Below are 22,170 nucleotides of genomic sequence, written 5' to 3'. Positions count from 1 at the left end.
AGCTGATGAAGTTCTACCTGGTTTCCTTGGCAGTCGGCCTGCTGGTCGGCTGCATCTATGCATTGCTGGGGGTCCGTTCCCCCGCGCCGCCGGCGATCGCGCTGATCGGGCTGTTCGGCATGCTCGTGGGCGAGCAGGCCGTGCCCATCGCCAAGCGCCTGATCTCGGGCGAGCCCGTCACCGTGTCCTGGTTCCGCAGCGAGTGCGTGACCCGCATCAGCGGCGTGACGCCGCCCCCGCCCGCACCGGCGGACAACAAGGCTGGCCATGATCGCGCAGCCTGACGGCAGCCAGACGGTGCTCGTGGTGGACGACGACGACACCGTCCGCACCGGCATGCTCGGCCTGCTGCGCGCGGCCGGCTACGCGGCCCAGGGCTACCCGAGCGCGGCCGCCGCGCTGGACGCCTGCGACCCCGTGCGCGCCCACTGCGCCGTGCTCGACATTCACATCGGCGTGCCGGACGGCTTCGCGCTCGGACAAAGCCTGCGCGCGCTGGCGCCGGGCCTGCCCATCATCTTCATCACGGGCGACGACGATCCCGCGCTCGTGCACCGCGCGGGCAGCGTTGGCGCGCTGACGCTGCTGCTCAAGCCGGTCGACGCCGACGGCCTGCTGGCGCTGATCGATTCGATCCCGGTGCCGCCGGACGCCGTCCGGTGATGGCGGCCCCTCCGCACAACCCGGTGTTTTCCGCTATGCTTGCGTCTGCAACAGACGAGGAGGCAGGCATGGGCGAGCGGATGGTGATGGTGGTGGACGACGATGCGAACGTGCGTTCCGGCCTCGAACACCTGCTCGAGGCGGAGGGGTACGACGTACGCGCGTTCGCCGACGCGGCCGACTTCCTCGTGCAGCCGGCGCCGCCGGTGCCGGCCTGCCTGATCCTCGACATGCAGATGCCGCAGCTGGACGGCATGAGCGTACTGCAGCACATGGCCGAGCGCCACCTGGCGTTGCCCGTCATCTTCCTGACCGGCCACGGCACCATCCCGCTGTCCGTGGCCGCGATGAAGGCCGGCGCCAACGAATTCCTCACCAAGCCCGTCGATCCCGACGCGCTGCTGGCGGCCGTCGACGAGGCGCTGGCCAGCGATGCGAGCCGCATCGCGCAGCGCCGCGAAGCGGACGAACTGGCGCGCCGCCACGCCCAGCTCACGCCGCGCGAGCGCGAAGTGTTCGGCCTCGCCATCGGCGGGTTGTTGAACAAGCAGATCGCGGACGAAATGGGCATCAGCGAGATCATGGCCAAGGTCCACAAGCGCAACCTGATGCAGAAGATGCAGACGCGCACGCTGGCCGAACTGGTGCGCATGGCCGAGAAGCTCGGCATCGTGAGCGTGCGCAGCCGCTGAGCCTACCTGTCGACCGGCGTCGCGACCACCGCGCCGTCCGGGTCGAGCTCGAACGTCACGCGGGCGTTCTTGAACAACATCCTCCGGAAGATCGACCTGTTCAGGTACGCCGGGGTGCCGTAATCCGGGGGCGCTTCAATATCCTCAAGTCCGTATTTTTCCATGACGCCGACCGTGGCCGTCCACCATTCGGTATCGTAGTGGACGGGCTGCGCCCCGAGCAGGACGAGCGCGCCGTCGAATCCGATTTCCTTGAAATACGCTGTCTCCAGGTCGCGCACGTCCGCGACCGTCGAGTAGCGCCTGAGCGCCGCGACGGCGAACCTTGCGTAGGGATCGGGGTCGGGCCGCATCGCCAGCGCGACCTGTCTGCGGTACTCGTCCAGCGCTTCGGTGAATTCCCATGCCTGCACGCCGCCATGCCACATCACGACACTGTCGGGCGCGATGATCTTGTGCCTGCCGGCGGCGAATACGTAATTGGCGCAGGCGGATGCGCAGAAGAAATTGACCCGCACGTCCGCATGTTTCTGTCGCACCCACCTGCCCAACTTGATGCCGGCGTCGAGAATGCCACCAAGGGAGGAAATGGACAGCTGCGTTACCGGCTTGTCGTCGTTCAAGCGGATGAATTCGTCGACCGCCTTGATCGTCAACGGGCCAGTGTAGCGGACCTCGTCGGCGGCTGCCGGCAGGGATGCGAGACACGACGCGGCGGCGCTGATCGCGATGCGCCGGAACAGGGAAAGAGGGACCATGCCGGTGTTGGATATCGATAACATATCCGATTGTACCGGCAGCGGCGGCCTGGAGGCTCACACAATGTCACGTGATCCGGCGCGGGGCCGGACCACGTTCACACGTCAACCCTTGATGAAGGCGAGGATGTCGGCGTTGATGACGTCCGCATGTGTCGTCGGCATCCCGTGCGGGAAGCCTTTATAGGTCTTCAGCGTACCTTTCTGCAACAGCTTGGCGGACAGCACGCCGGAGTCGGCGTACGGCACGATCTGGTCGTCGTCGCCGTGCTGGACCAGCACCGGCAGCGTGATCTTCCTGAGGTCCGCCGTGAAGTCGGTCTGCGAGAACGCGACGACGCCGTCGTAATGGGCCTTGGCGCCGCCCATCATGCCCTGGCGCCACCAGTTCTGGATGATGCCTTCCTGCGGCTTCACGCCCGGGCGGTTGAAGCCGTAGAACGGGCCGGACGGCAGGTCGCGGTAGAACTGCGCGCGGTTCGTGGCCACCTGCTGCTGGATGCCGTCGAACACGTCCTTCGGCAGGCCGCCCGGGTTCGCCGCGGTCTTGACCATGATCGGCGGCACGGCCGCGATCAGCACGGCTTTCGACGCGCGCGCCTGGCCGTGGCGGGCCAGGTAGCGCACGACTTCGCCGCCGCCCGTCGAGTGGCCGACGTGGATCGCACCCTTCAGGTCCAGGTGTTCGACGACGGCCGCGAGGTCGTCCGCGTAGTGGTCCATGTCGTGACCGGAGCCGACCTGTGTGGAGCGGCCGTGGCCGCGGCGGTCGTGCGCGATGACGCGGAAGCCGCGCAGGACGAAGTACATCATCTGTGAATCCCAGTCGTCGGAACTCAACGGCCAGCCGTGCGAGAACACGATCGGCGTGCCGCTGCCCCAGTCCTTGTAGAAGATGTCCACGCCGTCCTTCGTGCGTACGTAGCTCGACGTCATGCGGGCGGCGCCGCCTTTCGCTTCGGTCGCGGCCTGGGCCGGGCCGGCGGCGGCCAGCATGGCCAGGGGCAGCGCGGCGGCGCCGCCCAGCATGCTGCGGCGCTTGGCGTTCATATCGTTCATATCGTTCATATCGTTTTCCCTTTCGTTTGGTGTTGTTGTGATGAACCGATGTTCCGTCGCTACGATGCCCGATGCGAGCGCTAAAAACCACTCGCCGGAATGCAGGGATTACGCTGCCGCCGGTGCCGCCTCCAGTGCCGGCCAGTCCAGCAGCACGAGCCATCCGAGCAGCACGAGCGCCGGTACGAAGCACCAGAATCCGAACGCCATCCACGCCATGCCGCCCGCGACGCAGCCGAGCGCGAATGCGAGCACGGGCCAGAAGAACTTCACGAAGCGCGCCTTGACGGCCGGCGTGGCGCGGCCCGTGGCCAGGTCCGTCATGTCGATCAGGAGTTCCGTCACGTTGCCGGTCATGACCGTGGTGGGCGCGATGCGGCCCAGCTGCAGCTTGCCGACGGCGTTCTGCACGCCCATGGCCGCGGTGCCCAGCATGCCGGTCACGAGGACCAGCGGCGCTTCCGGACCGGCCAGCGGCGACGCCGCCAGGCCCGCGATCGTGAACAGCGCCAGCAGCACGAACTGCATGCCCAGCAGCGGGCGGGCCGGATTGTGGCCCAGGCGCGCGCAGCGCACGTCCATCAGGCGCGCCACGACGACGCCGGCCGCGAACGCGGGAATCGCGAGGAATTTCAACGGCAGCACGCCGGCGTGCGACGGCCGCGCGAGTTCGCTGCCGATGAGGACGAAGTTGCCCGTCACGTGCGCCGTGAACAGGCCGAACAGGCCGACGAACGCGGACGTGTCGATGTAGCCGGCCAGCAGGCCGAGGCCGACGCCGAGCGTCAGGTCACTGGGTTTCATGGACATGGTCTCCTCCTCAGAACGCAAAGCAGCTGCAGCCGAACGCGCCCCAGAACGCGCTGAAATCCGACACCGGCACGTCCGACTTGCGCGCGCGGTCGTGCGCATGCGCGTGGACGGAGCACGCGCCGCGGCACTGGTGCGGCAGTGTCGCGGCGACCGGTTGCTGGACGGGGCGGTAATGGCCCGGCACCTTCGCCACGGGCGACCACTCGGGCAGGACGGGAATCGTGGGCGGCGCGAGCTTGTCGAACGCGCCCTGGCCGAACACGATGCGGCCTCCCACCACGGTCAGCACGGATTCGATGGCCTTGATCGCGTCCTCGTCCACGCGGAAGTAGTCGGCGGACAGCACGGCCAGGTCGGCCAGCATGCCTGCCTGGATGCGGCCTTTCTGCCCCTGCTCGCTGGAGAACCAGGCACTGCCCGCGGTCCACAGTTCCAGTGCGGTGTGGCGGTCGAGGCGCGACCCCGTATCGTACAGGCGCAGGCCGCCGACGGTGCGGCCGGAGACGAGCCAGTACAGCGCGGTCCACGGGTTGTAGCTGGCCACGCGGGTCGCATCCGTGCCGGCGCCGACGGGCACGCCGGCGTCCAGCATGCGCTTGATCGGCGGCGTCGATTCGGCGGCCTTCGCGCCGTAGCGGTCGACGAAGTACTCGCCCTGGAACGCCATCCGGTGCTGGATCGCGATGCCGCCGCCCAGCGCTTTCACGCGCTCGATGTTGCGCGGGGTGATGGTCTCGGCGTGGTCGAACATCCAGCGCAGGCCGTTGAACGGGATCTCGCGGTCGACTTTTTCGAACACGTCCAGCATGCGCGAGATGGATTCGTCGTAGGTCGCATGCAGGCGGAACGGCCAGCGGCTCGACACGAGGTGGCGCACCACTTGCTCGAGTTCATCCTCCATGCCGGCCGGCAGGTCCGGGCGCGGTTCCAGGAAGTCCTCGAAGTCGGCGGCGGAAAACACGAGCATCTCGCCGGCGCCGTTGTGGCGGTACCAGTCGGTGCCCTGGCCCGGCGTCACCATCTCCGTCCACGTCTTGAAGTCGTCGAGTTCCTTGCCCTTGTTCTGCGTGAACAGGTTGTAGGCGATGCGGATGGTCAGCTGGTCCTGCGCGGCCAGTTGTTCGACGACCTGGTAATCCTCGGGATAGTTCTGGAAGCCGCCGCCCGCGTCGATCGCGCTCGTGAGGCCGAGGCGGTTCAGTTCGCGCATGAAGTGGCGGGTCGAATTGATCTGCTGCTCCAGCGGCAGCTTCGGGCCTTTCGCCAAGGTCGCGTACAGGATCATCGCGTTCGGGCGCGCGATCAGCATGCCGGTCGGGTTGCCGGCGGCGTCGCGCACGATTTCTCCGCCCGGCGGGTTCGGCGTCGTCTTGTCGTAGCCGACGGCGCGCAGCGCGGCGCGGTTGAGCAGGGCGCGGTCGTACAGGTGCAATACGAACACGGGCGTGTCGGGCGCCGCCGCGTTGAGTTCTTCCAGGGTCGGCATGCGCCGTTCCGCGAACTGGAATTCGTTCCAGCCGCCGACCACGCGCACCCACTGCGGGTTCGGGGTGCGGTCGGCCTGCTCCTTCAGCATGCGCAGCGCGTCGGCCAGCGACGGCACGCCTTCCCAGCGCAGCTCGAGGTTGTAGTTCAGGCCCCCGCGGATCAGGTGCAGGTGCGAGTCGTTCAGGCCCGGGATGACGGTGTGGCCGTCCAGGTCGATCACGCGGGTCGTGTCGCCGCGGTGGCGCATGACGTCGGCGGCGTCACCGACGGCGACGAAGCGGCCGTCGGCGATGGCGACGGCGTCCGCCTGCGGGTTGGACCGGTCCAGCGTGTGGAAGCGGCCGTTGGTGAGGATCAGGTCGGCGATGGCGGGTAGGTTCATGGTTTCCTCCAGAATGTAAATATATTACTGCGCGCGGCTGTACTGCAACGGCGACAGGCCCGTGCTGCGGCGGAAGCTGCGGCAGAAATGGCTCTGGTCGGCGAAGTGCAGCAGCATGGCGATTTCGCACACGCTGTGGCGGCGGTCCAGCAGCAGCCGGCGCGCGTGCTCGATGCGGCGCCGCATCAGGTAGCGCATGGGCGGGTCGCCCGTCGTGGCGCGGAACAGGCGCGAAAAATAATGGCGCGACAGGCCCGCGTGGCCGGCCAGGTCCGTCAGGGTGAGCGGCTCGGTCAGGTGGTCGTCGATGTAGCGGCAGACGCGTATCACGGGTGCGGGATTCTCAGGCATGGTCGCGGCTTTCCGAGGGGGGCACGACGCCGGCGATGCTGCGCACGGGCAGCACGACGCGGAACAGCGCGCCGTGCGGCTCGGCGGCCGTGCATTCGATGCGGCCGCCGTGCGCCTCGACGATGGCGCGGCTGATCGACAGCCCGACGCCCGTGCCGTGCGGCTTGGTCGAATACAGGGCGTCGAAGATGCGCTCGCGGTCGGCCGGCGCGATGCCGGGGCCGTTGTCGCGCACGCGCAGCTCGACCAGCGCGGGGCCGGCCGGCACGGATTCGAGCACGATGCGGCGCGGCCGGTCGCTGACACAAGCCAGCGCCTCGATCGCGTTCAGCAGCAGGTTGATGAGTACCTGCTGGATCTGGGCGCGGCTGGCGTGGATCTGGCGCTCCGGCAGCAGCAGGCGCGTCTCCAGCTGCACGTTCTGGCGCACCATCAGCGCGCGCAGCAGTTGCGCCACTTCGCCGACCGCCGTGTCGAGTGCGAACATGCTGGCCGCTTCGCCCTCGCGCCGCGCGAGGCCGCGCACGCTGCGCACGATGTCGCCGGCCTGGCGGCCGCAGGCCGTGATCTGTTCCAGCGCTTCCAGCGCGCGCGTCGTGTCGGGCTGGCCGCGGCGCAGCCAGCGCCGGGCGGCCGCCGCGTGCAGCAGGATCGCGGCCAGCGGCTGGTTGACTTCGTGCGCGATCGTGATGCCGAGTTCGCCGACCGTGCCGGCGCGGGCGGCGCGCGTCTGCTGGTCGTGGTCGGGTGCGGCGGGCGCCGCGTCCCAGGCCTGCATCAGGTCGCGCACGCGGCCGTGCGCGCCCCAGTCGCGCCAGGCGTCCAGCGCGAGCTTGCGGTAGCCCGGCAGCGCGCCGGCAAGGCCGTTGCGGGCGCACAGGCCGGCGGCGCCTTCCCAGGCCAGTGCGGCAATCCACGCCTGGCCGGCCGACTGGGCCTGCGCGGCCGCGCGTTCGTAGGCGGTGAGCGCCCGGCCGGCCCCCGCGGCATCCTGTTCGACCGCGAGCGCGAGCAGCGCCATCGCGCCGGCGACGTCGGGCGCGCGCCGGGCCCAGGCCTGCAGGGCGCGGCGATGGACGCGCAGCGCGGCCGTGGCGCCCGGCACATGGTCGAGCCGCGCCAGCGTCAGCGCGCCGAACAGGTGATACGGCAGCAGCTCGCACGGGGGCGTGAGCGGCGTGACGAGCTGGCGCGCGGCGGCCAGCGCCGCACGTGCGGCGCCTGTGTCGCCGCACAGCCAGGCGGCCTGCAGGCTGCCGAGCCAGCACCCGAACTGCATGGCGTCGGCGGGCACCGTCGGCAGGTATGGCGTGCGCGGGCCGTCCGCGAGCGCGCGGAACAGGGCGATGCGGCTGTCCAGCTGGCTGGTGGCGACGGAAACGTTGCCAAACGGGACCGACTGACGGACGGCGTCGGCGTAATGGAGCAGCTCGGCCAGCGGCGCGCCGCACAGCAGGCGCACGCCCGTCCACAGCACGGCGTTGCGAGCCAGCGTGTCCGGGCGTCCGGCTTCCAGGCGGCAGGCCTCGGCCTGCAGCAGCGCCGCTTCGCGCAGCGGTGCGCAGCGGGACAGGATGAGCGTGGCGTGGGCGCGCAGCACGGCGCCGGCGACGGCGCGCGCATCGTCATGGCGGGCGCGCACGGCGCAGGCGTCGGCCAGCAGCATGGCGCGGCGGCCGCCCCTGAAGCGGTCGAGCGCGACGGCCGCCAGCAGCACGGCGGCCAGCAAGGTCGCATCGCGCGGGCCGTCCAGCAGCGCGCGCCGGATCTCCGCTTCGATCAGCGCGCCGGGCAGGCGGCCGGCGTTGAAGGCATCCTGCAGCGCGTCGGCGAGCAGTGGGTCGGCGGCCAGCACGGGAGCGTCGGCCAGCGTGGGCATGCCGGCGGCGCACAGCAGCTGCCAGGCGCGCCGGCAGGCGGCGATATGGGGCTCGGACGCCGCGGCGCCGGCGTCGAGCGGGGCGGGCGGGGCACAAGCAGGTTCGTTAGGTACGGTGGTTCGATTCATCTGCGCGCTCAAGAGTGCCGCCGGCGGGAATTGGGCCGGAGCTGAACCAGTATCGCGGCCTTGCAGGACAATCCCCTCATACGAAAGGATGATCGATGCGGGTCTTGAATGCATGGCGAGCATCTCGGCCTCAGGCGGGGAAGGGCCGCCCGAGCAGCGGCAGGTCGTGACGGCGCGCGCCGGTCGCGTTGGCCAGGCCGTTCGCGAGCGCGGCCGCCATCGGGCCCTGGGCGGCTTCCGCCACACCCAGGAAGGGTAGGCCGGGCTGGTCCAGCAGGTCGACGTCGATCCGCTCCGGCACGCCGGAAAAGCGCAGGATCGGGTACGTGCTCCAGTCCATGCTGGCGATGCCGTCCGGGCCGTAGCGCAGCTGTTCGTGCAGGGTCCAGCTCGCGGACTGGATGATGCCGCCTTCCAGCTGGTTGCGCGCGCCGTCCGGATTCACGACCTGGCCGCAGTCGGCGGCGCACGCCACGCGGACGATGCGCACGGTGTTCTTGTCCTGGTCGACGGCCAGTTCCAGGGCGATCGCGACGTAGGCCATGATGTTCTTGTACTGGCCGAAGCCGAAGCCGTAGCCGTGCCCCGGCGCCGGCTTCGACTTGCCCCAGCCGAAGCGCGCGGCCGCCTTTTCGATGACGGCGCGGGCGCGCGGCTCGCTCCCCAGGTGGTCGAGGCGCAGGCGCACGGGGTCGACGCCCGCCAGCTGCGCCAGCTGGTCCATCGTCCCTTCGATCGCCGTGATGTTGATGTGCGCCCCGAGCGAGCGCATGGCGGAGCTGCGCAGCGGCGTCACCGGCAGAAAATGGTTCACGACGCGGGCGTTCGGGATGGCGTACAGCGGCAGGGCATTGCGGTCGCCGCCGCCTTCGGGCATCGGCATCGGCTGCGACGGCGACGGCGCAATCGGCTGCGCCAGCAACCACGCGGGGAGCAGCTTGCCCGCATTCCCGGGCCGTTCGTTGTGCGAACCGCTCCACAGCGCGTAATCCCAGTGCGAGATGCGGCCCTGGCCGTCGAGCGCCGCGCGCACGGTCGTCACCATCGCGGGGGCGTACGGCTCCCACAGGTTTTCCTGGTCGCGCATCAGCTGCACGCGCACGGGCGCGCCGGGCACGGCACGCGCGAGCAGCGCGGCATCGGCCGCCACGTCGTCGGCGCCGTTCTGGCCATAGCAGCCCGACCCCTCCGTGTGGATGCAGCGGACTTTATCGAGCGGCATGCCGGTCAGCTCCGCCAGCGCGGCGCGCAGCGGATACACGCCCTGCGTGTGCGTCCAGACGGTCAGCATGTCGCCGTCCAGCCGGGCGACGGCGCACGATGGCCCGATCGAGCCGTGCATCACGTACTGCTTCGTGTAGCGGGCAGAGACGCCGGGGCCGGCCGCCGGCGAGTTCACCTTGCCGCGGTCGAGGATCGTGATGTGCTGCGCGGGCAGTCCCTGCAGGGTCGCGTGGATGGCGTCCGCCTGCGGCAGCGGCGCGCCGCCCTGCCACTGCGCGTTCGCGGCCAGCGCATTCATCGCCTGCACGGCGCGCCATTCGTCGTCCGCCAGCACGGCCAGGTAGTCGCCGTCGCGCACGACGTGGCGTACGCCCGGCAGGCGCCGGATGCCATCGAGGTCGGCGCGCACGAGCTTCGCGCCCGGACGCGGTGGCCGCACGACGCGGGCGTGCAGCATGCCGGGCAGGCGCATGTCCTGCACGTACGCCACGCCGCCCGTGACTTTCGCCGGGATGTCGAAGCGGGCGAGCGGCTTGCCGATCAGGCGGTAGCGCGCGGGCGGACGCAATGGCGACGTCTCGCTGGCCGCGCGGTGCAACCCGGCCGCGTCGAGACCGCGCAACGCCTCGCCGTAGTGCATGCTGCGGCCGTCGGGGCCGACGGCGCGGCCCGCGCGCAGGAAGACCGTCTCCGGCCCCACGCGCCATTGCGCCGCCGCGCCCTGGCGCAGCAGTGCCGCCACCTGGCTCGACGCATGCAGCAGCGCGCTGCCGCTGTCGGCCATCGTGTGGCTGCCGGCCGTGAACCCTTCGTTCGGCGTGCGCGCCGTGTCGCCCTGGACGAACTCGATGTCGCCCGGCTGCAGTTCCAGCTGTTCGAGAGCGACCTGCGCGAGCGCCGTGCGCACGCCGGTGCCCAGTTCGACCTTGCCGCTGAAGACCGTCACCTTGCCGTCGGGCGCCACGCGGATCCACGCGTCCAGGAACGGCGTGCGTTGCAGGCTGCCGGCCAGTTTGGCATTGGCGACCGGCGGCACGCCCATCCCATTGAATTCGGCGCGCGCGGCGCGCGGCAGCAGCGCGAAGGCGAGGACGAGTGCGCCCCCTTCGAGGAAGGCGCGGCGGCCCTGGTTGACTTCATTCATGCGGGTTCTCCCGCCGCGGCGCGGATGGCCGCGAGGATGCGGTGGTGCGTGCCGCAGCGGCACAAGTTCGGTTCCATGTGGCGGCGGATTTGCTCGTCGGTCGGATGCGGCACCTTGTCGAGCAAGGCCTGCGCCCGCACGATCATGCCGGCGATGCAGTAGCCGCACTGCGCGGCCTGGTGTTCGATGAACGCGGCCTGCAGCTTGCCCGGCCTGGCGGCGCTGCCGAGCCCCTCCACGGTGCGTACCTTGCGCCCGGCGCAGGCGGCCAGCGGCGTCACGCAGGAAAACACGGGCTTGCCGTCCAGCTGGACGGTGCACGCGCCGCACTGGCCCATGCCGCAGCCGAACTTGGCGCCGTTCAGGTTCAATTCATTGCGCAGCACGTACAGCAGCGGCGTGGCGGGATCCGCGCGCAGCTCGTGCGCGCGGCCGTTGACTTCGATCTTGGTCATGGTTGCATCTCCTTGCGCAGCTTCGCGCTGGCGGCGGCCACGCCGGGCCAGGCGGGACGGCCGGCGCCGGTGCGGACCCACGCGGCCAGCTCGGCGACCTGGGCGTCGGACAGCACGTCGGCGAACGGCGGCATGTAGGCGGCAGCCGCGCCACCGGGCGCGGGGCGTTCCCACGGGATCCCGTGCAGCACGGTCTGGATGAAATTGGATGGATCGTCGCCCAGCACGGCGCTGCTGCGGTCGAGACCCGGCCGTCCGCCCAGGCGCATCATCGGTGCGGCCGGCGTGTGGCAGCCGGCGCAGGCGGCCGCGAACAGCGCGGCGCCCGCCGTCCCGGTGTGTGCCGCGGCGGGGACGGCCGCCGCGGCGGCAGGCTGCTGGATCGTCATCAGGTAGGCGGCCATCGCCTCGACGTCCGCGCGCGGAACGCCGGCGAGGCGCGCGGTCACGGGCCGCATCGGCCCCTTCGCGGCTCCGTGGGCGAGCGCCAGGCCGCCCTGCAGATAATCGGCGAGTTCGGCGCGCGTCCACGGCGCGCTGCCTTGCGCGAGGCGAGTGAGCGCGGGCGCATGCCAACCGTCGACGGTGCCGCCCTGGAACGCGGGACTGCGCTCCCCGCCCAGCACATTCATGCCGCTGTGGCAGGACGCGCAATGGCCGAGCGTATCGACGAGGTAACGGCCCCGCTCGACCTGGCCCGTGCCGGGCGCGGCACCGTCGCCGGGACGCAGGTACAAGGCATTCCAGAACGCGAGTAGGGGCCGGAAATTCAGCGGGAACGCGAGGTCGTTGTCCGGCTGTTTGACGCGCACCGGCGGGCGCGACATCAGCCAGGCGTAGGCCAGTTCGATGTCCTCGTCGGACATCCTCGTGTAATGGATGTAGGGGAAGGCGGGATACAGCAGGTGGCCGTCGCGCGCCACGCCTTCGCGCAGGGCGCGCTTGAACGCGGCGCTGGTCCAGCGGCCGATGCCCGTCTCGGGATCGGGCGTGATGTTGGTGCTGTAGATGATGCCGAACGGCGTCTTCAGACCGAGGCCGCCGGCATAGGCGGGACCATCGGGTGCGGTATGGCAGACCATGCAGTCGCCCAGCGCCACGACGCGCGCGCCGGCCGCGAGGACGGCGGGAGAGAGTGGCGGCGGGGGGCCGGCGGCGGGCGCGATGGCTTCCGGGCGGGTCCAGGAATACAGGCCGCCCAGAACGACGGCCACGAAGGCCGTGCCAGCGGCGGCGAGGGTGCGCAGTCTCATCGTGGGTTCCTTGATTCAGTTGCGGCGATTGTCGATTCCTGCCGCCCCATCGTCTAGTTATACAAACGGATACGCGAAGGGCTAGCGGCAGGCCGTCACTGTAGCGCCGGACCGCCCGGTCGATTGATGCTTTTGGCGCAAGAGTGTCTTGCGCGGCGGGCGCCGACGCGCGCGCCGCCGACGCGGTATGCTGGGCGTTCGCAGGAGATATCCATGACCGATACCGCTTACAACCGCGCCTGGCACCGCGTGCTGGGCGCGCGCCACCTCACGCTGGGCCTGATGACGCCTCTCGCACGCGCGTCCGGCGCGCCGGCCGACATCGCGCGCGAGACGGCGCTTGCCGCCCGTGCCGACGCGCTCGGCATCGCCGCGCTGTGGACCCGCGACGTGCCGCTGATCGTCCCGCAGGGCAGCACGCGGGAAGCCGCGGTGCTGGACGATCCGTTCATCTGGCTGACGCTGCTGGCCGGCGCGACGGCGTCCGCCGCATTGGGCACAGCCGCCGCCGTGCTGCCGCTGCGCCATCCGCTGCACGTGGCCAAGGCCGCGTGGTCGCTGGACCGGCTGAGCGGCGGCCGCTTCATCCTCGGCCTCGGCTCGGGCGACCGGCCGGAGGAACTGGCGCCGTTCGGTGTCGACAGCGCGCCGGAAGTCCTGTTCCGCGAGCGCTGGCAGACGCTCGCCGCCGCGCCGTCGACGGATGCGCGGGTGCGTGCGGACCTGCTCGAGGACACGGGCGGCTACGCGCCGACACCGCTGCCCACCGCGCGCATCCCGCTGCTCGCGGTGGGCACCGCGCGCCAGTCCCTGCAATGGATCGCGGCGCACGCGGACGGCTGGGCCACGTACCACCGCGAGGAAGCGCGCCAGCAGGGCCGCATCGCGCTGTGGCAGCGGGCGCTGGAAGAGCGCGCCGGCGGCGTGGCGAAGCCGTTCGTGCAGTCGCTGCAACTGGAACTGCTGGCCGACCCGGACGCGCCCGCGGCCGCGCTGGAACTGGGCCTGCGCGCCGGCCGCCGCGCGCTGCTGGGCTATTTCGAGCGGATGGCGGCGCTGGGCGTGGCGCACATGCTCGTCAACCTGCAGGGGCCGCGGCCCGTCGAGGACCAGGTCGAAGAACTGGGGCGCGAGATCGTGCCGCGGTTGCCTACGCTGGCGCTGCGCTAGGGTGGTCGCCCAGGTCCTGCGCCGCGAGATGTTCGGCCAGCAGGTCAACGAAGGCACGGATCTTCGTCGAGTTGCGCCGGCTCGCGGGATACAGCGCGTACAGCCCGACGTCCATCGGGCCCGGATTGACGCGGTAGCCGGGCAGCACCTGCACGAGCGTGCCCGCGCGCAGGTCGCGCTGCACGAGCCAGCGCGCGAGCATGGCGATGCCGAGGCCGCCCAGCGCGGCCTGGCGCAGTACTTCCGAATTATTGGCGTGAACGACGCCGCGCACCTCGACGTCTTCCGCGTCGGCTTTCGAATCGTCGGCCTGCAGGCGCCACGTGCGGCGGCCCGCGCCGAACGCGAACTGCAGGCAGTCGTGCGCCGCGAGGGCGATCGGCGTCTCCGGTGCGCCATGCGCGGCCAGGTAGGCCGGGCTCGCGCACAGCACGCGGTCGTGGGCGGCGAGCTTGCGGGCGACGAGGTTCGATTGCGGATCGAGGCTGCCGATGCGGATGGCCACGTCGATCGCTTCGTCGACGAGGTTGGCGGGCGCGTCGTCCAGGCGCAGGTCGAGCGTCAGGCGCGGGTGGCGCGCGCGCAGCGCGGGCAGGATCGGCGCCACGTACAGGGTGCTGAAGGTGACGGGGGCCGCCACGCGCAGCACGCCGGCGGCGCCGTCCGCCGCCGCTTCGTCGGCCGCGTCCAGGCGTTCCAGGATGCGCAGGGCTTCTTCGTAGTACGTGCGGCCCGCGTCCGTCAAGGTGACGCTGCGCGTGGACCGGTTGAGCAGCACGGCGCCGAGGCGGCCTTCGAGCGCGTCGACGAGGCGGGCGACGGACGACGTGACGAGGCCGAGCCGGCGCGCGGCGGGCGAGAAGCCGCCGGTGGCGGCGACGGTGCAAAAGGCTTTCAGTTCGGCGAAGCGGTCCATCTTATCCTCGGCGTGTGTGTTTTTCGGTACTCATACCAAAGGATACTGTCCCGTGCGCCGATCTGCACCTACCATGATTTCGTGATCGATGTGGCCGGCCTGGGGAGGCGATGATGCGTTACTACCTGACGTTCGTGATGCTGGGCCTCCTGATGGGCGGCCTGTGTATCGTGCTGGAAGTGCATACGGCGGCGCCGGCCGTCGCGATGATGGGGTTGTTCGGCGCCAGCGACGCGCCGGCGCCCGCGCCCTGCGCGGACGCGGCGCTGCCGGCGTGACTGCATCAGGAGCGCAGGAACGCGAGCAGGTCGGCGTTCAGGCGGTCCTTGTGGGTGAAGGCCAGGCCGTGCGGGCCGCCTTCGTAGACGACCAGGCGGCCCTGCGGCAGGATCTCGACGGCGCGGCGCGCGGTGGTGTCGATCGGGACGATCTGGTCGTCGCTGCCGTGGATGACGAGGGTCGGGATCGTCATCTTCTCGAGGTCTTCCGTGAAGTCCGTTTCCGAGAACTGCTTGATGCATTCATACGCGGCGCGCACGCTGCACTGCATGCCCTGCAGCCAGAACGTGTCGCGCGCGCCCTGCGAATCCTTGGCGCCTTCGCGGTTGAAGCCGTAGAACGGGATGCTCAGGTCCTTGAAGAACTGGGCGCGGTCGGCCTGCACGCCGGCGCGGATGCCGTCGAACACGGACATCGGCACGCCGTTCGGGTTCGCGTCCGACTTGACCATCTGCGGCGTCACGGCGCCCACCAGCACGGCGCGCTTGACGCGGTCGGTGCCGTGGCGGCCGATGTAGCGCGCGACTTCGCCGCCGCCGGTCGAGTGGCCGACGTGCGTCACGTCGGTCAGGTCCAGCGCTTCGACCAGTTGCGCCAGGTCGTCCGCGTAGTCGTTCATGTGGTTGCCGTGCCAGGGCTTGCTCGACAGGCCGTGGCCGCGGCGGTCGTGGGCGATGACGCGGTAGCCGTGGTTCGCCAGGAACATCATCTGGTCTTCCCAGGCGTCGCCCTGCAGCGGCCAGCCGTGGCTGAACACGACGGCGGGACCATGGCCCCAGTCCGTGAAGTGGATGATGGTCCCGTCGCGGGTCGTGATGGTATTGGCGGTGCGGGTGATGGTCATGGCGTGTCCCTTCAGGTTGGTGGCTGGAAGCCGGAAGGGACAGCGCGCGCCGCCGCATCCGGACCCGGACATTGTCGGGAGCGGCGCGTGGGCGGTCTAGTCATACGAACGTATAGGTTTTGCTTACCCGGCAGTATCGGGTGTTGCCTTATCGACCGGGCAGTTGAGGGCCAGCATGCGCTCTACCGGCGACGAGGTCCGCATGCGCTCGCGCCACCACTTCAGCGCGGCGCCTTCCTCGCCCGTGCGCCACGCCATGTACAGCGTCTCGTCCGGCTTCGGTTCCTCGACTTCCTTTTCCACGAGGCGGCCGGCCGCGATGTCGGCGCGGGCCCAGGCCTCGGGCAGGAAGCCGAAGCCGAGGCCCGCCAGCTGGAATTCGTACTTCGTCTGCATGTCGGGCACGGTCAGGGTGTCCTGGCCGAACAGCAGGCCTACCGTGCGCGCCTGCAGCAGCCGGACGGAGTCGGCGACGGACACCGCGCGGTGCGCCGTCAGCTCCGCCTTGCCCAGGCGGTGCCGGACCCCGGCCAGCGGGTGGGAGGGCGCGACGACGAACACGAACGACATCGTCCCGAGCGGTTCGGCCGTGTAGCCGCCGCCGGACGGCCCTTCGCCGGCCGCGCCCACGAGCAGGTCGACGCGGCGGTCGAGCAGGCTTTCCCACGTGCCGGACAAGGCTTCGCGCACGATGCGCAGCCGGGTCTGGTCGGCCACTTCATAAAAGGCGCGGATGTCGTCCTGCAGGCCGAGCGGGGCGAGGGCGGAGTCCATGCCGATGGTGAATTCGGTCTCCCAGCCGGACGCCACGCGGCGCACGCGGCTCTCCAGGTCGCCCGCGGCCTTGAGCAGGTAGCGGCCTTCCTTCAGCAGCTCTTCGCCGGCCGGCGTGAGGACGACGCGCGGGCCGAAGCGTTCGAACAGCTGCACGCCCAGGTCGTCCTCCAGCTTGGAGACGGTGTACGAGATCGTCGACGGCACGCGATACAGTTCCTTCGCGGCGGCCGAGAAGCTGCCGCGGCGGGCGATGGTGTCGACGGTGAGGAGGGCGTCCAGGCTGAGTCTGAGCATGTGCGGGCAATCGAGGGCGAAGGGCGCATCGTATCAGGCGCGCGCCCACTTCGACAACGTCCTTCCGATCCGGGCACGGAACGCGTGCACCTGATCCGGCGCGAGCGACTCGGCCCGGTACAGCGACAGCATCCCGAACCGGCACTGCGGCGCGCACGTGCCCAGCAGCGCCGTCTTCAGCACGCGTTTCACGGGCTGGCGCAGGATGAAGCGGTCGACCCACCACGGCGAGCCGAGCGACGTGATCGCGAGCGCGTGCCGCAGCTTGTCCAGGCGCGGCCGGATCGGCCCCAGGTCGCCGGCGTGGTCGTAGGCGACGCCCGGCGCCCACACGCGGTCGAACCAGCCTTTCAACATGGCCGGGAAACCGAACCACCAGGTCGGGAACACGAGCACGAGGGCCTCGGCGGCCTGCAGGCGCGCGATGTGCGTCCCGGTGGCGTCTGCGTCGAACACCGGCCCGTAGTAGCTCGCGCGTTCCGTCGCCGTCAACGCCGGCGCGAAGCCGGCGCCGTACAGGTCTTCGACGACCACGTCGTGGCCGTGGGCGGTGAGGGTGGAGATGGCGTGCTGCGCCAGCGCGCGGCACAAGCTGTCATGGGCGGGGTGGGCGATTACGACGAGACACTTCATGTATGCGTTCCTGGGGAGTAAGAGCCGTCGCCCCCGCGCGGGCGGGGGCCTGATTTTGCGAGCGATAACGCAGCCCTAGCAAACTTGGATCCCCGCCTGCGCGGGGACGACGTGCTAAGTCGGAAACTCGTGCACGATGTCATGGACGGGGTGGGCGATTACGACGAGACACTTCATGTATGCGTTCCTGGGGAGCAAGAGCCGTCGCCCCCGCGGCGGGGGGGCCCAAATTTTTCGCCCTAAAACGCAGCGCGAGAAAACCTGGATCCCCGCCTGCGCGGGGACGACGTGCTAAGTGTGCAGGCCCAGTTCATCGGCTGCTTCCTTGCGCAGCATGAACTTCTGGATCTTGCCGGTCACCGTCATCGGAAACCCGTCCACGAACCGGATATAGCGCGGGATCTTGTAGTGCGCGATCTGCCCCTGGCAAAAGGCGCGGATCTCGTCCGCATCTGCGTGCTCGCCCGGCCGCAGCACGATGCACGCGCACAGCTCCTCGCCGTATTTCGGATCGGGCACGCCCACGCACTGCACGTCCAGCACCTTCGGGTGGCGGTATAAAAACTCCTCGACTTCGCGCGGGTAGATGTTCTCGCCGCCGCGGATCACCATGTCCTTGGCGCGGCCCACGATGCGGCAATAGCCGTCCGCGTCCAGCGTGGCGAGGTCGCCCGTGTGCATCCAGCCGGCCGGATCGATCGCTTCGCGCGTGCGTTCGTCGTCGCCCCAGTAGCCGAGCATCACCGAGTAGCCGCGCGTGAGCAGCTCGCCGGTGCCCCCGCGCGGGACCACGCGGCCGTCCGCGTCGACGATCTTGACTTCCAGGTGCGGGTGGATCCGCCCGACCGTGCCCACGCGGCAGGCGAGCGGGTCGTCGACCGAGGTCTGGAAGCTGACGGGCGACGTCTCCGTCATGCCGTAGGCGATCGTGATCTCGTCCATGTGCATTTGCCGGATCACGCGCTGCATGACTTCCATCGGGCAGGGCGAGCCGGCCATGATCCCCGTGCGCAGGCTGCCCAGGTCGAACGATGCGAACCCGGGATGGTCCAGCAACGCGATGAACATCGTCGGCACCCCGTGCAGTGCCGTGCAGCGCTCGGCCTGCACGGTAGCGAGAACCGCGCCTGCATCGAAACCTTCGCCGGGATAGACCATCGCGGCGCCGTGCGTCATGCACGCGAGGTTCCCCAGCACCATGCCGAAGCAGTGGTACAGCGGGACGGGGATGCACAGGCGGTCGCGTTCCGTCAGGCGCATCGCCTCGCCGATGAAGAAGCCGTTGTTCAGGATGTTGTGGTGCGTGAGCGTGGCGCCCTTCGGCGCGCCCGTCGTGCCGGACGTGAACTGGATGTTGACCGGGTCGTCGAACTGCAGGGTGCGCGCCACGTCGTGCAGGCGCGCCAGGTCGGCCGGGGTCGCGCATTGCGCCACCGTGTCGAAGTCCAGCATGCCCGGTGTCGATTCGTGACCGAGCCGGATCACGTGGCGCAGCTCGGGCAGCTTCGCGCTGCGCAGTTCGCCGGGTGCGGCGCCATCGAGTTCGGGCACGAGGTCGCGCAGCATGCCGAGGTAGTCGCTCGACTTGAAGCCGGGGGCGAGGATCAGCGCGCGGCAGCCGACCTTGGCCAGTGCGTATTCCAGCTCGGCGCGGCGGTAGGCCGGATTGATGTTGACCATGACGAGGCCGGCCTTGGCGGTGGCGAACTGCGTGAGCACCCATTCCGCGCGGTTCTGCGACCAGATGCCGATGCGGTCGCCGGGGTCCAGGCCGAGGCCCAGCAGGCCGGCCGCGAGCCGGTCCGCGCGTTCGCGCAGCTGGCGCCAGCTCCAGCGCACGCACTGGTGCGGGATGACGAGCGCATCGCGGTCGGGATGGCGCTCGGCGATGCGGTCGAGATGGGCCCCGACCGTGTCGCCGATGAGGGGGAGCGAATGCGCTCCGTGGACGTAGCTGGCCTGCATCTGTGTCTCCTGTTTATCCCTTCCGACACAGTGTAGCGTCCCGCATTGCGGGCGACTATCGAAAAAATCGATCATAGACCATAAAACAACTCGTTTTTCTTCTTGCCCGGCACCGTCCATAATGCTTTCCATGGCAACGCGCTTTCGACGGCAGCGAGTCGACAAGGAAGCGCAGTGTGTTCGAAGAGTTCGAACACAGAACTTTACAATCACAAGGAGAACATCATGCTGAAAGTACGTAAAAGCTCGGACCGCGGTGTCGCCAGTTTCGGTTGGCTGCGCTCGCAGCACACCTTCTCGTTCGGTCACTACCACGACCCGGCGCACATGAATGTCGGCCCGCTGCGGGTGATCAACGAAGACCGCGTGGCCGCGGGCCGCGGCTTCGATCCGCACAGCCACAAGAACATGGAGATCATCTCCTACGTGCTGGACGGTGCGCTGGAACACAAGGACAGCATGGGCAACGGTTCGGTCCTGCGCTACGGCGACGTGCAGCGCATGAGCGCCGGCACCGGCGTCACCCACAGCGAGTACAACCACTCGGCGACCGATCCGGCGCACTTCCTGCAGATCTGGGTGATCCCGGCCGAGGCGGGCGGCGAGCCGGGCTACGAAGAGAAGCACTTCGACACCGACAGCAAACGCGGCACGCTGCGCCTGATCGCGTCGAACGACGGCCGTGACGGCTCCGTCTCGCTGCGCCAGGACGCCGCCATCTACGCGACGATCCTCGACGGCAGCGAGCGCGCCGACCATGCGCTGCTGCCGGGCCGCCAGGCCTACGTGCAAGTGGCACGGGGCAGCCTGACCGTGAACGGCTGCGCCCTGGAAGCCGGCGATGCCGTCCAGGTCAGCGAAGAGGCCGTCGTGGCGCTGTCGGACGCGAAGGATGCCGAAGTTCTGCTGTTCGACCTGCCGGTCTGAACCTGGTGAACATTAACGAGTCAAACGCAACGATATTCAAGGAGAAGATCATGGAAACCACTAAACTGTATCCCGTCGGCCGCGCCCTGGTGGGCGCCCTGTTCCTGGCATCGGGCATCAACAAGATCATCGGCTTCGGCTACGTGGCCGGATGGATGAACAGCCTGGGCATCCCGGCGGCCGGGTTGCTGCTGGCGGGCGCGATCCTGCTCGAGGTCGGCGGCGGACTGGCGCTGGTTACCGGGATCCAGGCGAAATATGCGGCGCTGGCGCTCGCGCTGTTCACGGTGCCCGTCACCCTGATCTTCCACGGCTTCTGGCATGTGGACGCGGCCGAGTTCCAGAACCAGCTGAACCACTTCCTGAAGAACGTGGCGATCTTCGGCGGCCTGCTGGCCCTGTTCGACGTCGAACGCCAGCGTGAGACGAGCGCCGCACGAGTGAATGTCCTGCGCAGCCGGGCTGCCTGACACGAGTACAATCAGTCCGCGACCTGGCGTACACGGGTGGCGGACATCCACGCAAACGAAAGAGACGAGGAGAACGAGCCATGGAAGTGACGACGCATCGCGGCACGGGGCCGCTGCAGCAGGTGATCGAGATCGGCCAACACCGCATCCTGACGGACGTCAAGCCGGAATTCGGCGGTGAGGACAGCGGCCCGGAACCGCACGACATCCTGGCCGCCGCGCTGGCGGCCTGCACGACGCTCACCGTGAGCCTGTACGCCAGGCGCAAGGGCTACCCGCTGGACGAAATCAAAGTCTCGATCAAGCATGGCCAGGAAGGCGCGGCCTACGGCCTGCACCGCACGATCGAATACATCGGCGCGCTGGACGACGAGACGAAGGCGCGGCTGACCGACATCGCCAACAAATGCCCGGTGCACAAGACGCTGTCGGGCACCATCCAGATCACCACGGAGGCTATCTAGCATGGACGCGTTCGAACACGAAAGCCTGGAAACCATCGTCGTTCCCCGCACGCACGACCTGGGCGGCGGCTTCGAAGTGCTGCGCGCGCTGCCGCACAAGGATCGCAGGATGGTCGGTCCGTTCGTCTTCCTCGACCAGATGGGGCCGCACGTCTTCCACGCGGGCGAGGGCATCGACGTGCGGCCGCATCCGCACATCGGCCTGGCCACCGTCACGTACCTGCTGGACGGCCAGATCCGCCACCGCGACAGCCTCGGCACCGTGCAGGACATCAAGCCGGGTGAGGTGAACTGGATGACGGCCGGGAAGGGCATCGTCCACTCCGAGCGCACCGGCCCGGACGTGCGCGCCGCCGGCTCCAACCTGTTCGGCCTGCAGTGCTGGGTGGCGCTGCCGAAGGACAAGGAAGAGTGTGATCCCGCCTTCGCGCACGTCGGCTCGCAGGAGCTGCCGATCCTCGACGGCGACGGCGCCACCGCCCGCATCATCGCCGGCAGCTATTTCGGCAAGCGCTCGCCCGTGCCCGTGCAATCGCCGCTGTTCTACGTCGACCTGGCGCTGCAGCCGGGCGCGCGCCTGACGCTGCCGGCCGAATATCCGGAACAGGCGCTGTACGTGGTCGACGGCACGCTCGACCTGGGCCGCGACGGCCGCTTCGAACAGGGCCAGCTGCTCGTGCTGAAACCGGGTGCGACGGTCACGCTGGCGGCGACCGAGAACCGGGGCGCCCGCGTGATGCTGCTGGGCGGCGAGCCGATGGATGGCCCGCGCTACCTGACGTGGAATTTTGTGTCGAGTTCCTCCGACCGCATCGAGCAGGCCAAGGAAGACTGGAAAGCCCAGCGCTTCCCGCAGGTGCCGGGCGAGACGGAATTCATTCCCTTGCCCGATCTGCCGGGCCGGCCGGTCCGCTATCCCTGAGCCTAGCCCTGGGCGTCCGCGCTGCGCGGCGGCGGCACCGCATGGCGCCGCTCGTCCGGGCGCGTGAGCACCCGCATCGCAATCTCGAACGGCACGCCCAGCGACGCCAGTGCGCGCGCGGGCGAGCGGTTCTGTTCCTGGGCCTCGTGGATCGTTGATTCGATCATGAGGGCGGTCTTGTAGTCGCTTCGTCGTTCCATCGTTCGATGCTAACACGAA

Annotated in this window: 24 protein-coding genes; 9 read left to right on the top strand and 15 right to left on the bottom strand. The window is 69.7% G+C overall.

Annotation, left to right across the window (positions count from 1 at the left end):
• Positions 1–5 precede the first annotated feature (5 nt).
• From ACEN9H_RS17520 to ACEN9H_RS17510, 3 genes are all read left to right on the top strand, one after another.
• Positions 6–284 (top strand): XapX domain-containing protein, encoded by a 279-nt coding sequence (locus ACEN9H_RS17520; RefSeq protein ID WP_160409902.1) that lies wholly within the window; start codon positions 6–8, stop codon positions 282–284.
• Complete coding sequence (locus ACEN9H_RS17515) at positions 268–663, top strand: response regulator (protein WP_413671429.1); 396 nt, start codon at positions 268–270, stop codon at positions 661–663. The genes ACEN9H_RS17520 and ACEN9H_RS17515 overlap by 17 nt, the downstream gene beginning before the upstream one ends.
• Positions 664–731: 68 nt before the next feature.
• Positions 732–1,355, top strand: coding sequence for a response regulator transcription factor (locus ACEN9H_RS17510; RefSeq protein ID WP_413671428.1), 624 nt, complete (start codon positions 732–734; stop codon positions 1,353–1,355).
• Between the two features lie 2 nt (positions 1,356–1,357).
• On the opposite strand, the gene ACEN9H_RS17505 is transcribed toward ACEN9H_RS17510, so the two are convergent.
• The 9 genes from ACEN9H_RS17505 to ACEN9H_RS17465 all read right to left on the bottom strand — a co-directional run bounded on the left by ACEN9H_RS17505 (position 1,358) and on the right by ACEN9H_RS17465 (position 12,290).
• A complete protein-coding gene (locus tag ACEN9H_RS17505; protein ID WP_413671427.1) occupies positions 1,358–2,113 on the bottom strand; it encodes a hypothetical protein in 756 nt (251 codons plus the stop codon).
• 105 nt (positions 2,114–2,218) lie between these two features.
• Positions 2,219–3,049, bottom strand: coding sequence for an alpha/beta fold hydrolase (locus ACEN9H_RS17500; protein ID WP_413675594.1), 831 nt, complete (start codon positions 3,047–3,049; stop codon positions 2,219–2,221).
• A gap of 231 nt (positions 3,050–3,280) precedes the next feature.
• Entirely contained in the window at positions 3,281–3,976 is a 696-nt protein-coding gene (locus tag ACEN9H_RS17495; protein ID WP_371764968.1) for a YoaK family protein, read from the bottom strand.
• 16 nt (positions 3,977–3,992) lie between these two features.
• Positions 3,993–5,855, bottom strand: a complete 1,863-nt coding sequence (locus ACEN9H_RS17490; protein ID WP_413671426.1) for an amidohydrolase — start codon at positions 5,853–5,855, stop codon at positions 3,993–3,995.
• A gap of 24 nt (positions 5,856–5,879) precedes the next feature.
• Positions 5,880–6,206: a helix-turn-helix domain-containing protein gene (locus ACEN9H_RS17485; RefSeq protein ID WP_371769582.1), complete on the bottom strand. Its 327-nt coding sequence runs from the start codon at positions 6,204–6,206 to the stop codon at positions 5,880–5,882.
• Complete coding sequence (locus ACEN9H_RS17480; protein WP_413671425.1) at positions 6,199–8,214, bottom strand: sensor histidine kinase; 2,016 nt, start codon at positions 8,212–8,214, stop codon at positions 6,199–6,201. The genes ACEN9H_RS17485 and ACEN9H_RS17480 overlap by 8 nt, the downstream gene beginning before the upstream one ends.
• Before the next feature lie 130 nt (positions 8,215–8,344).
• On the bottom strand, positions 8,345–10,582 hold the full coding sequence (locus ACEN9H_RS17475) for a molybdopterin cofactor-binding domain-containing protein (RefSeq protein ID WP_413671424.1): 2,238 nt from the start codon (positions 10,580–10,582) through the stop codon (positions 8,345–8,347).
• A complete protein-coding gene (locus ACEN9H_RS17470) occupies positions 10,579–11,037 on the bottom strand; it encodes a (2Fe-2S)-binding protein (RefSeq protein WP_056131184.1) in 459 nt (152 codons plus the stop codon). Before ACEN9H_RS17470 ends, ACEN9H_RS17475 begins: the two co-directional genes overlap by 4 nt.
• Positions 11,034–12,290: a c-type cytochrome gene (locus ACEN9H_RS17465; RefSeq protein WP_413671423.1), complete on the bottom strand. Its 1,257-nt coding sequence runs from the start codon at positions 12,288–12,290 to the stop codon at positions 11,034–11,036. Before ACEN9H_RS17465 ends, ACEN9H_RS17470 begins: the two co-directional genes overlap by 4 nt.
• A gap of 213 nt (positions 12,291–12,503) precedes the next feature.
• On the opposite strand from ACEN9H_RS17465, the gene ACEN9H_RS17460 reads away from it, so the two are divergent.
• Positions 12,504–13,460, top strand: a complete 957-nt coding sequence (locus ACEN9H_RS17460; protein WP_413671422.1) for a TIGR03571 family LLM class oxidoreductase — start codon at positions 12,504–12,506, stop codon at positions 13,458–13,460.
• Here ACEN9H_RS17460 and ACEN9H_RS17455 read toward each other — a convergent pair.
• Entirely contained in the window at positions 13,441–14,376 is a 936-nt protein-coding gene (locus ACEN9H_RS17455) for a LysR family transcriptional regulator (RefSeq protein WP_413671421.1), read from the bottom strand. The genes ACEN9H_RS17460 and ACEN9H_RS17455 overlap by 20 nt on opposite strands.
• 110 nt (positions 14,377–14,486) lie before the next feature.
• On the opposite strand from ACEN9H_RS17455, the gene ACEN9H_RS17450 reads away from it, so the two are divergent.
• Positions 14,487–14,654 carry a hypothetical protein gene (locus tag ACEN9H_RS17450; protein ID WP_371764976.1) on the top strand — a complete coding sequence of 56 codons (168 nt, stop codon included), beginning with the start codon at positions 14,487–14,489 and terminating at the stop codon, positions 14,652–14,654.
• A 5-nt stretch (positions 14,655–14,659) separates the two neighbouring features.
• Here ACEN9H_RS17450 and ACEN9H_RS17445 read toward each other — a convergent pair whose 3' ends face one another.
• The 4 genes from ACEN9H_RS17445 to ACEN9H_RS17430 form a co-directional block, all read right to left on the bottom strand.
• Positions 14,660–15,499, bottom strand: a complete 840-nt coding sequence (locus tag ACEN9H_RS17445; protein ID WP_413671420.1) for an alpha/beta fold hydrolase — start codon at positions 15,497–15,499, stop codon at positions 14,660–14,662.
• A gap of 123 nt (positions 15,500–15,622) precedes the next feature.
• The gene (locus ACEN9H_RS17440; protein WP_413671419.1) at positions 15,623–16,570 is read right to left on the bottom strand and encodes a LysR substrate-binding domain-containing protein; all 948 of its coding nucleotides are present in this window, start codon (positions 16,568–16,570) and stop codon (positions 15,623–15,625) included.
• Positions 16,571–16,603: 33 nt separating this feature from the next.
• Positions 16,604–17,203 carry an NAD(P)H-dependent oxidoreductase gene (locus tag ACEN9H_RS17435; RefSeq protein WP_413671418.1) on the bottom strand — a complete coding sequence of 200 codons (600 nt, stop codon included), beginning with the start codon at positions 17,201–17,203 and terminating at the stop codon, positions 16,604–16,606.
• A 291-nt stretch (positions 17,204–17,494) separates the two neighbouring features.
• Positions 17,495–19,168 carry an AMP-binding protein gene (locus ACEN9H_RS17430; protein WP_413671417.1) on the bottom strand — a complete coding sequence of 558 codons (1,674 nt, stop codon included), beginning with the start codon at positions 19,166–19,168 and terminating at the stop codon, positions 17,495–17,497.
• A 225-nt stretch (positions 19,169–19,393) separates the two neighbouring features.
• On the opposite strand from ACEN9H_RS17430, the gene ACEN9H_RS17425 reads away from it, so the two are divergent.
• The 4 genes from ACEN9H_RS17425 (at position 19,394) to ACEN9H_RS17410 (ending at position 21,951) form a co-directional block, all read left to right on the top strand.
• Positions 19,394–20,095 carry a pirin family protein gene (locus ACEN9H_RS17425; protein ID WP_413671416.1) on the top strand — a complete coding sequence of 234 codons (702 nt, stop codon included), beginning with the start codon at positions 19,394–19,396 and terminating at the stop codon, positions 20,093–20,095.
• A 50-nt stretch (positions 20,096–20,145) separates the two neighbouring features.
• Positions 20,146–20,565 (top strand): DoxX family protein, encoded by a 420-nt coding sequence (locus tag ACEN9H_RS17420; protein ID WP_056131209.1) that lies wholly within the window; start codon positions 20,146–20,148, stop codon positions 20,563–20,565.
• An 80-nt stretch (positions 20,566–20,645) separates the two neighbouring features.
• Positions 20,646–21,029: an OsmC family protein gene (locus tag ACEN9H_RS17415; protein WP_160409893.1), complete on the top strand. Its 384-nt coding sequence runs from the start codon at positions 20,646–20,648 to the stop codon at positions 21,027–21,029.
• Between the two features lies 1 nt (position 21,030).
• Positions 21,031–21,951, top strand: a complete 921-nt coding sequence (locus ACEN9H_RS17410; protein WP_413671415.1) for a pirin family protein — start codon at positions 21,031–21,033, stop codon at positions 21,949–21,951.
• Between the two features lie 2 nt (positions 21,952–21,953).
• On the opposite strand, the gene ACEN9H_RS17405 is transcribed toward ACEN9H_RS17410, so the two are convergent.
• Positions 21,954–22,151: a hypothetical protein gene (locus ACEN9H_RS17405; RefSeq protein ID WP_056131219.1), complete on the bottom strand. Its 198-nt coding sequence runs from the start codon at positions 22,149–22,151 to the stop codon at positions 21,954–21,956.
• Positions 22,152–22,170: the final 19 nt, after the last annotated feature.

Source organism: Massilia cellulosiltytica (assembly GCF_047325105.1).
Classification (GTDB): Bacteria; Pseudomonadota; Gammaproteobacteria; order Burkholderiales; family Burkholderiaceae_D; genus Telluria; species Telluria orientalis.
The sequence above is the reverse complement of the archived record's forward strand: the minus strand, read 5'-3'. Positions and strand labels throughout refer to the sequence as shown.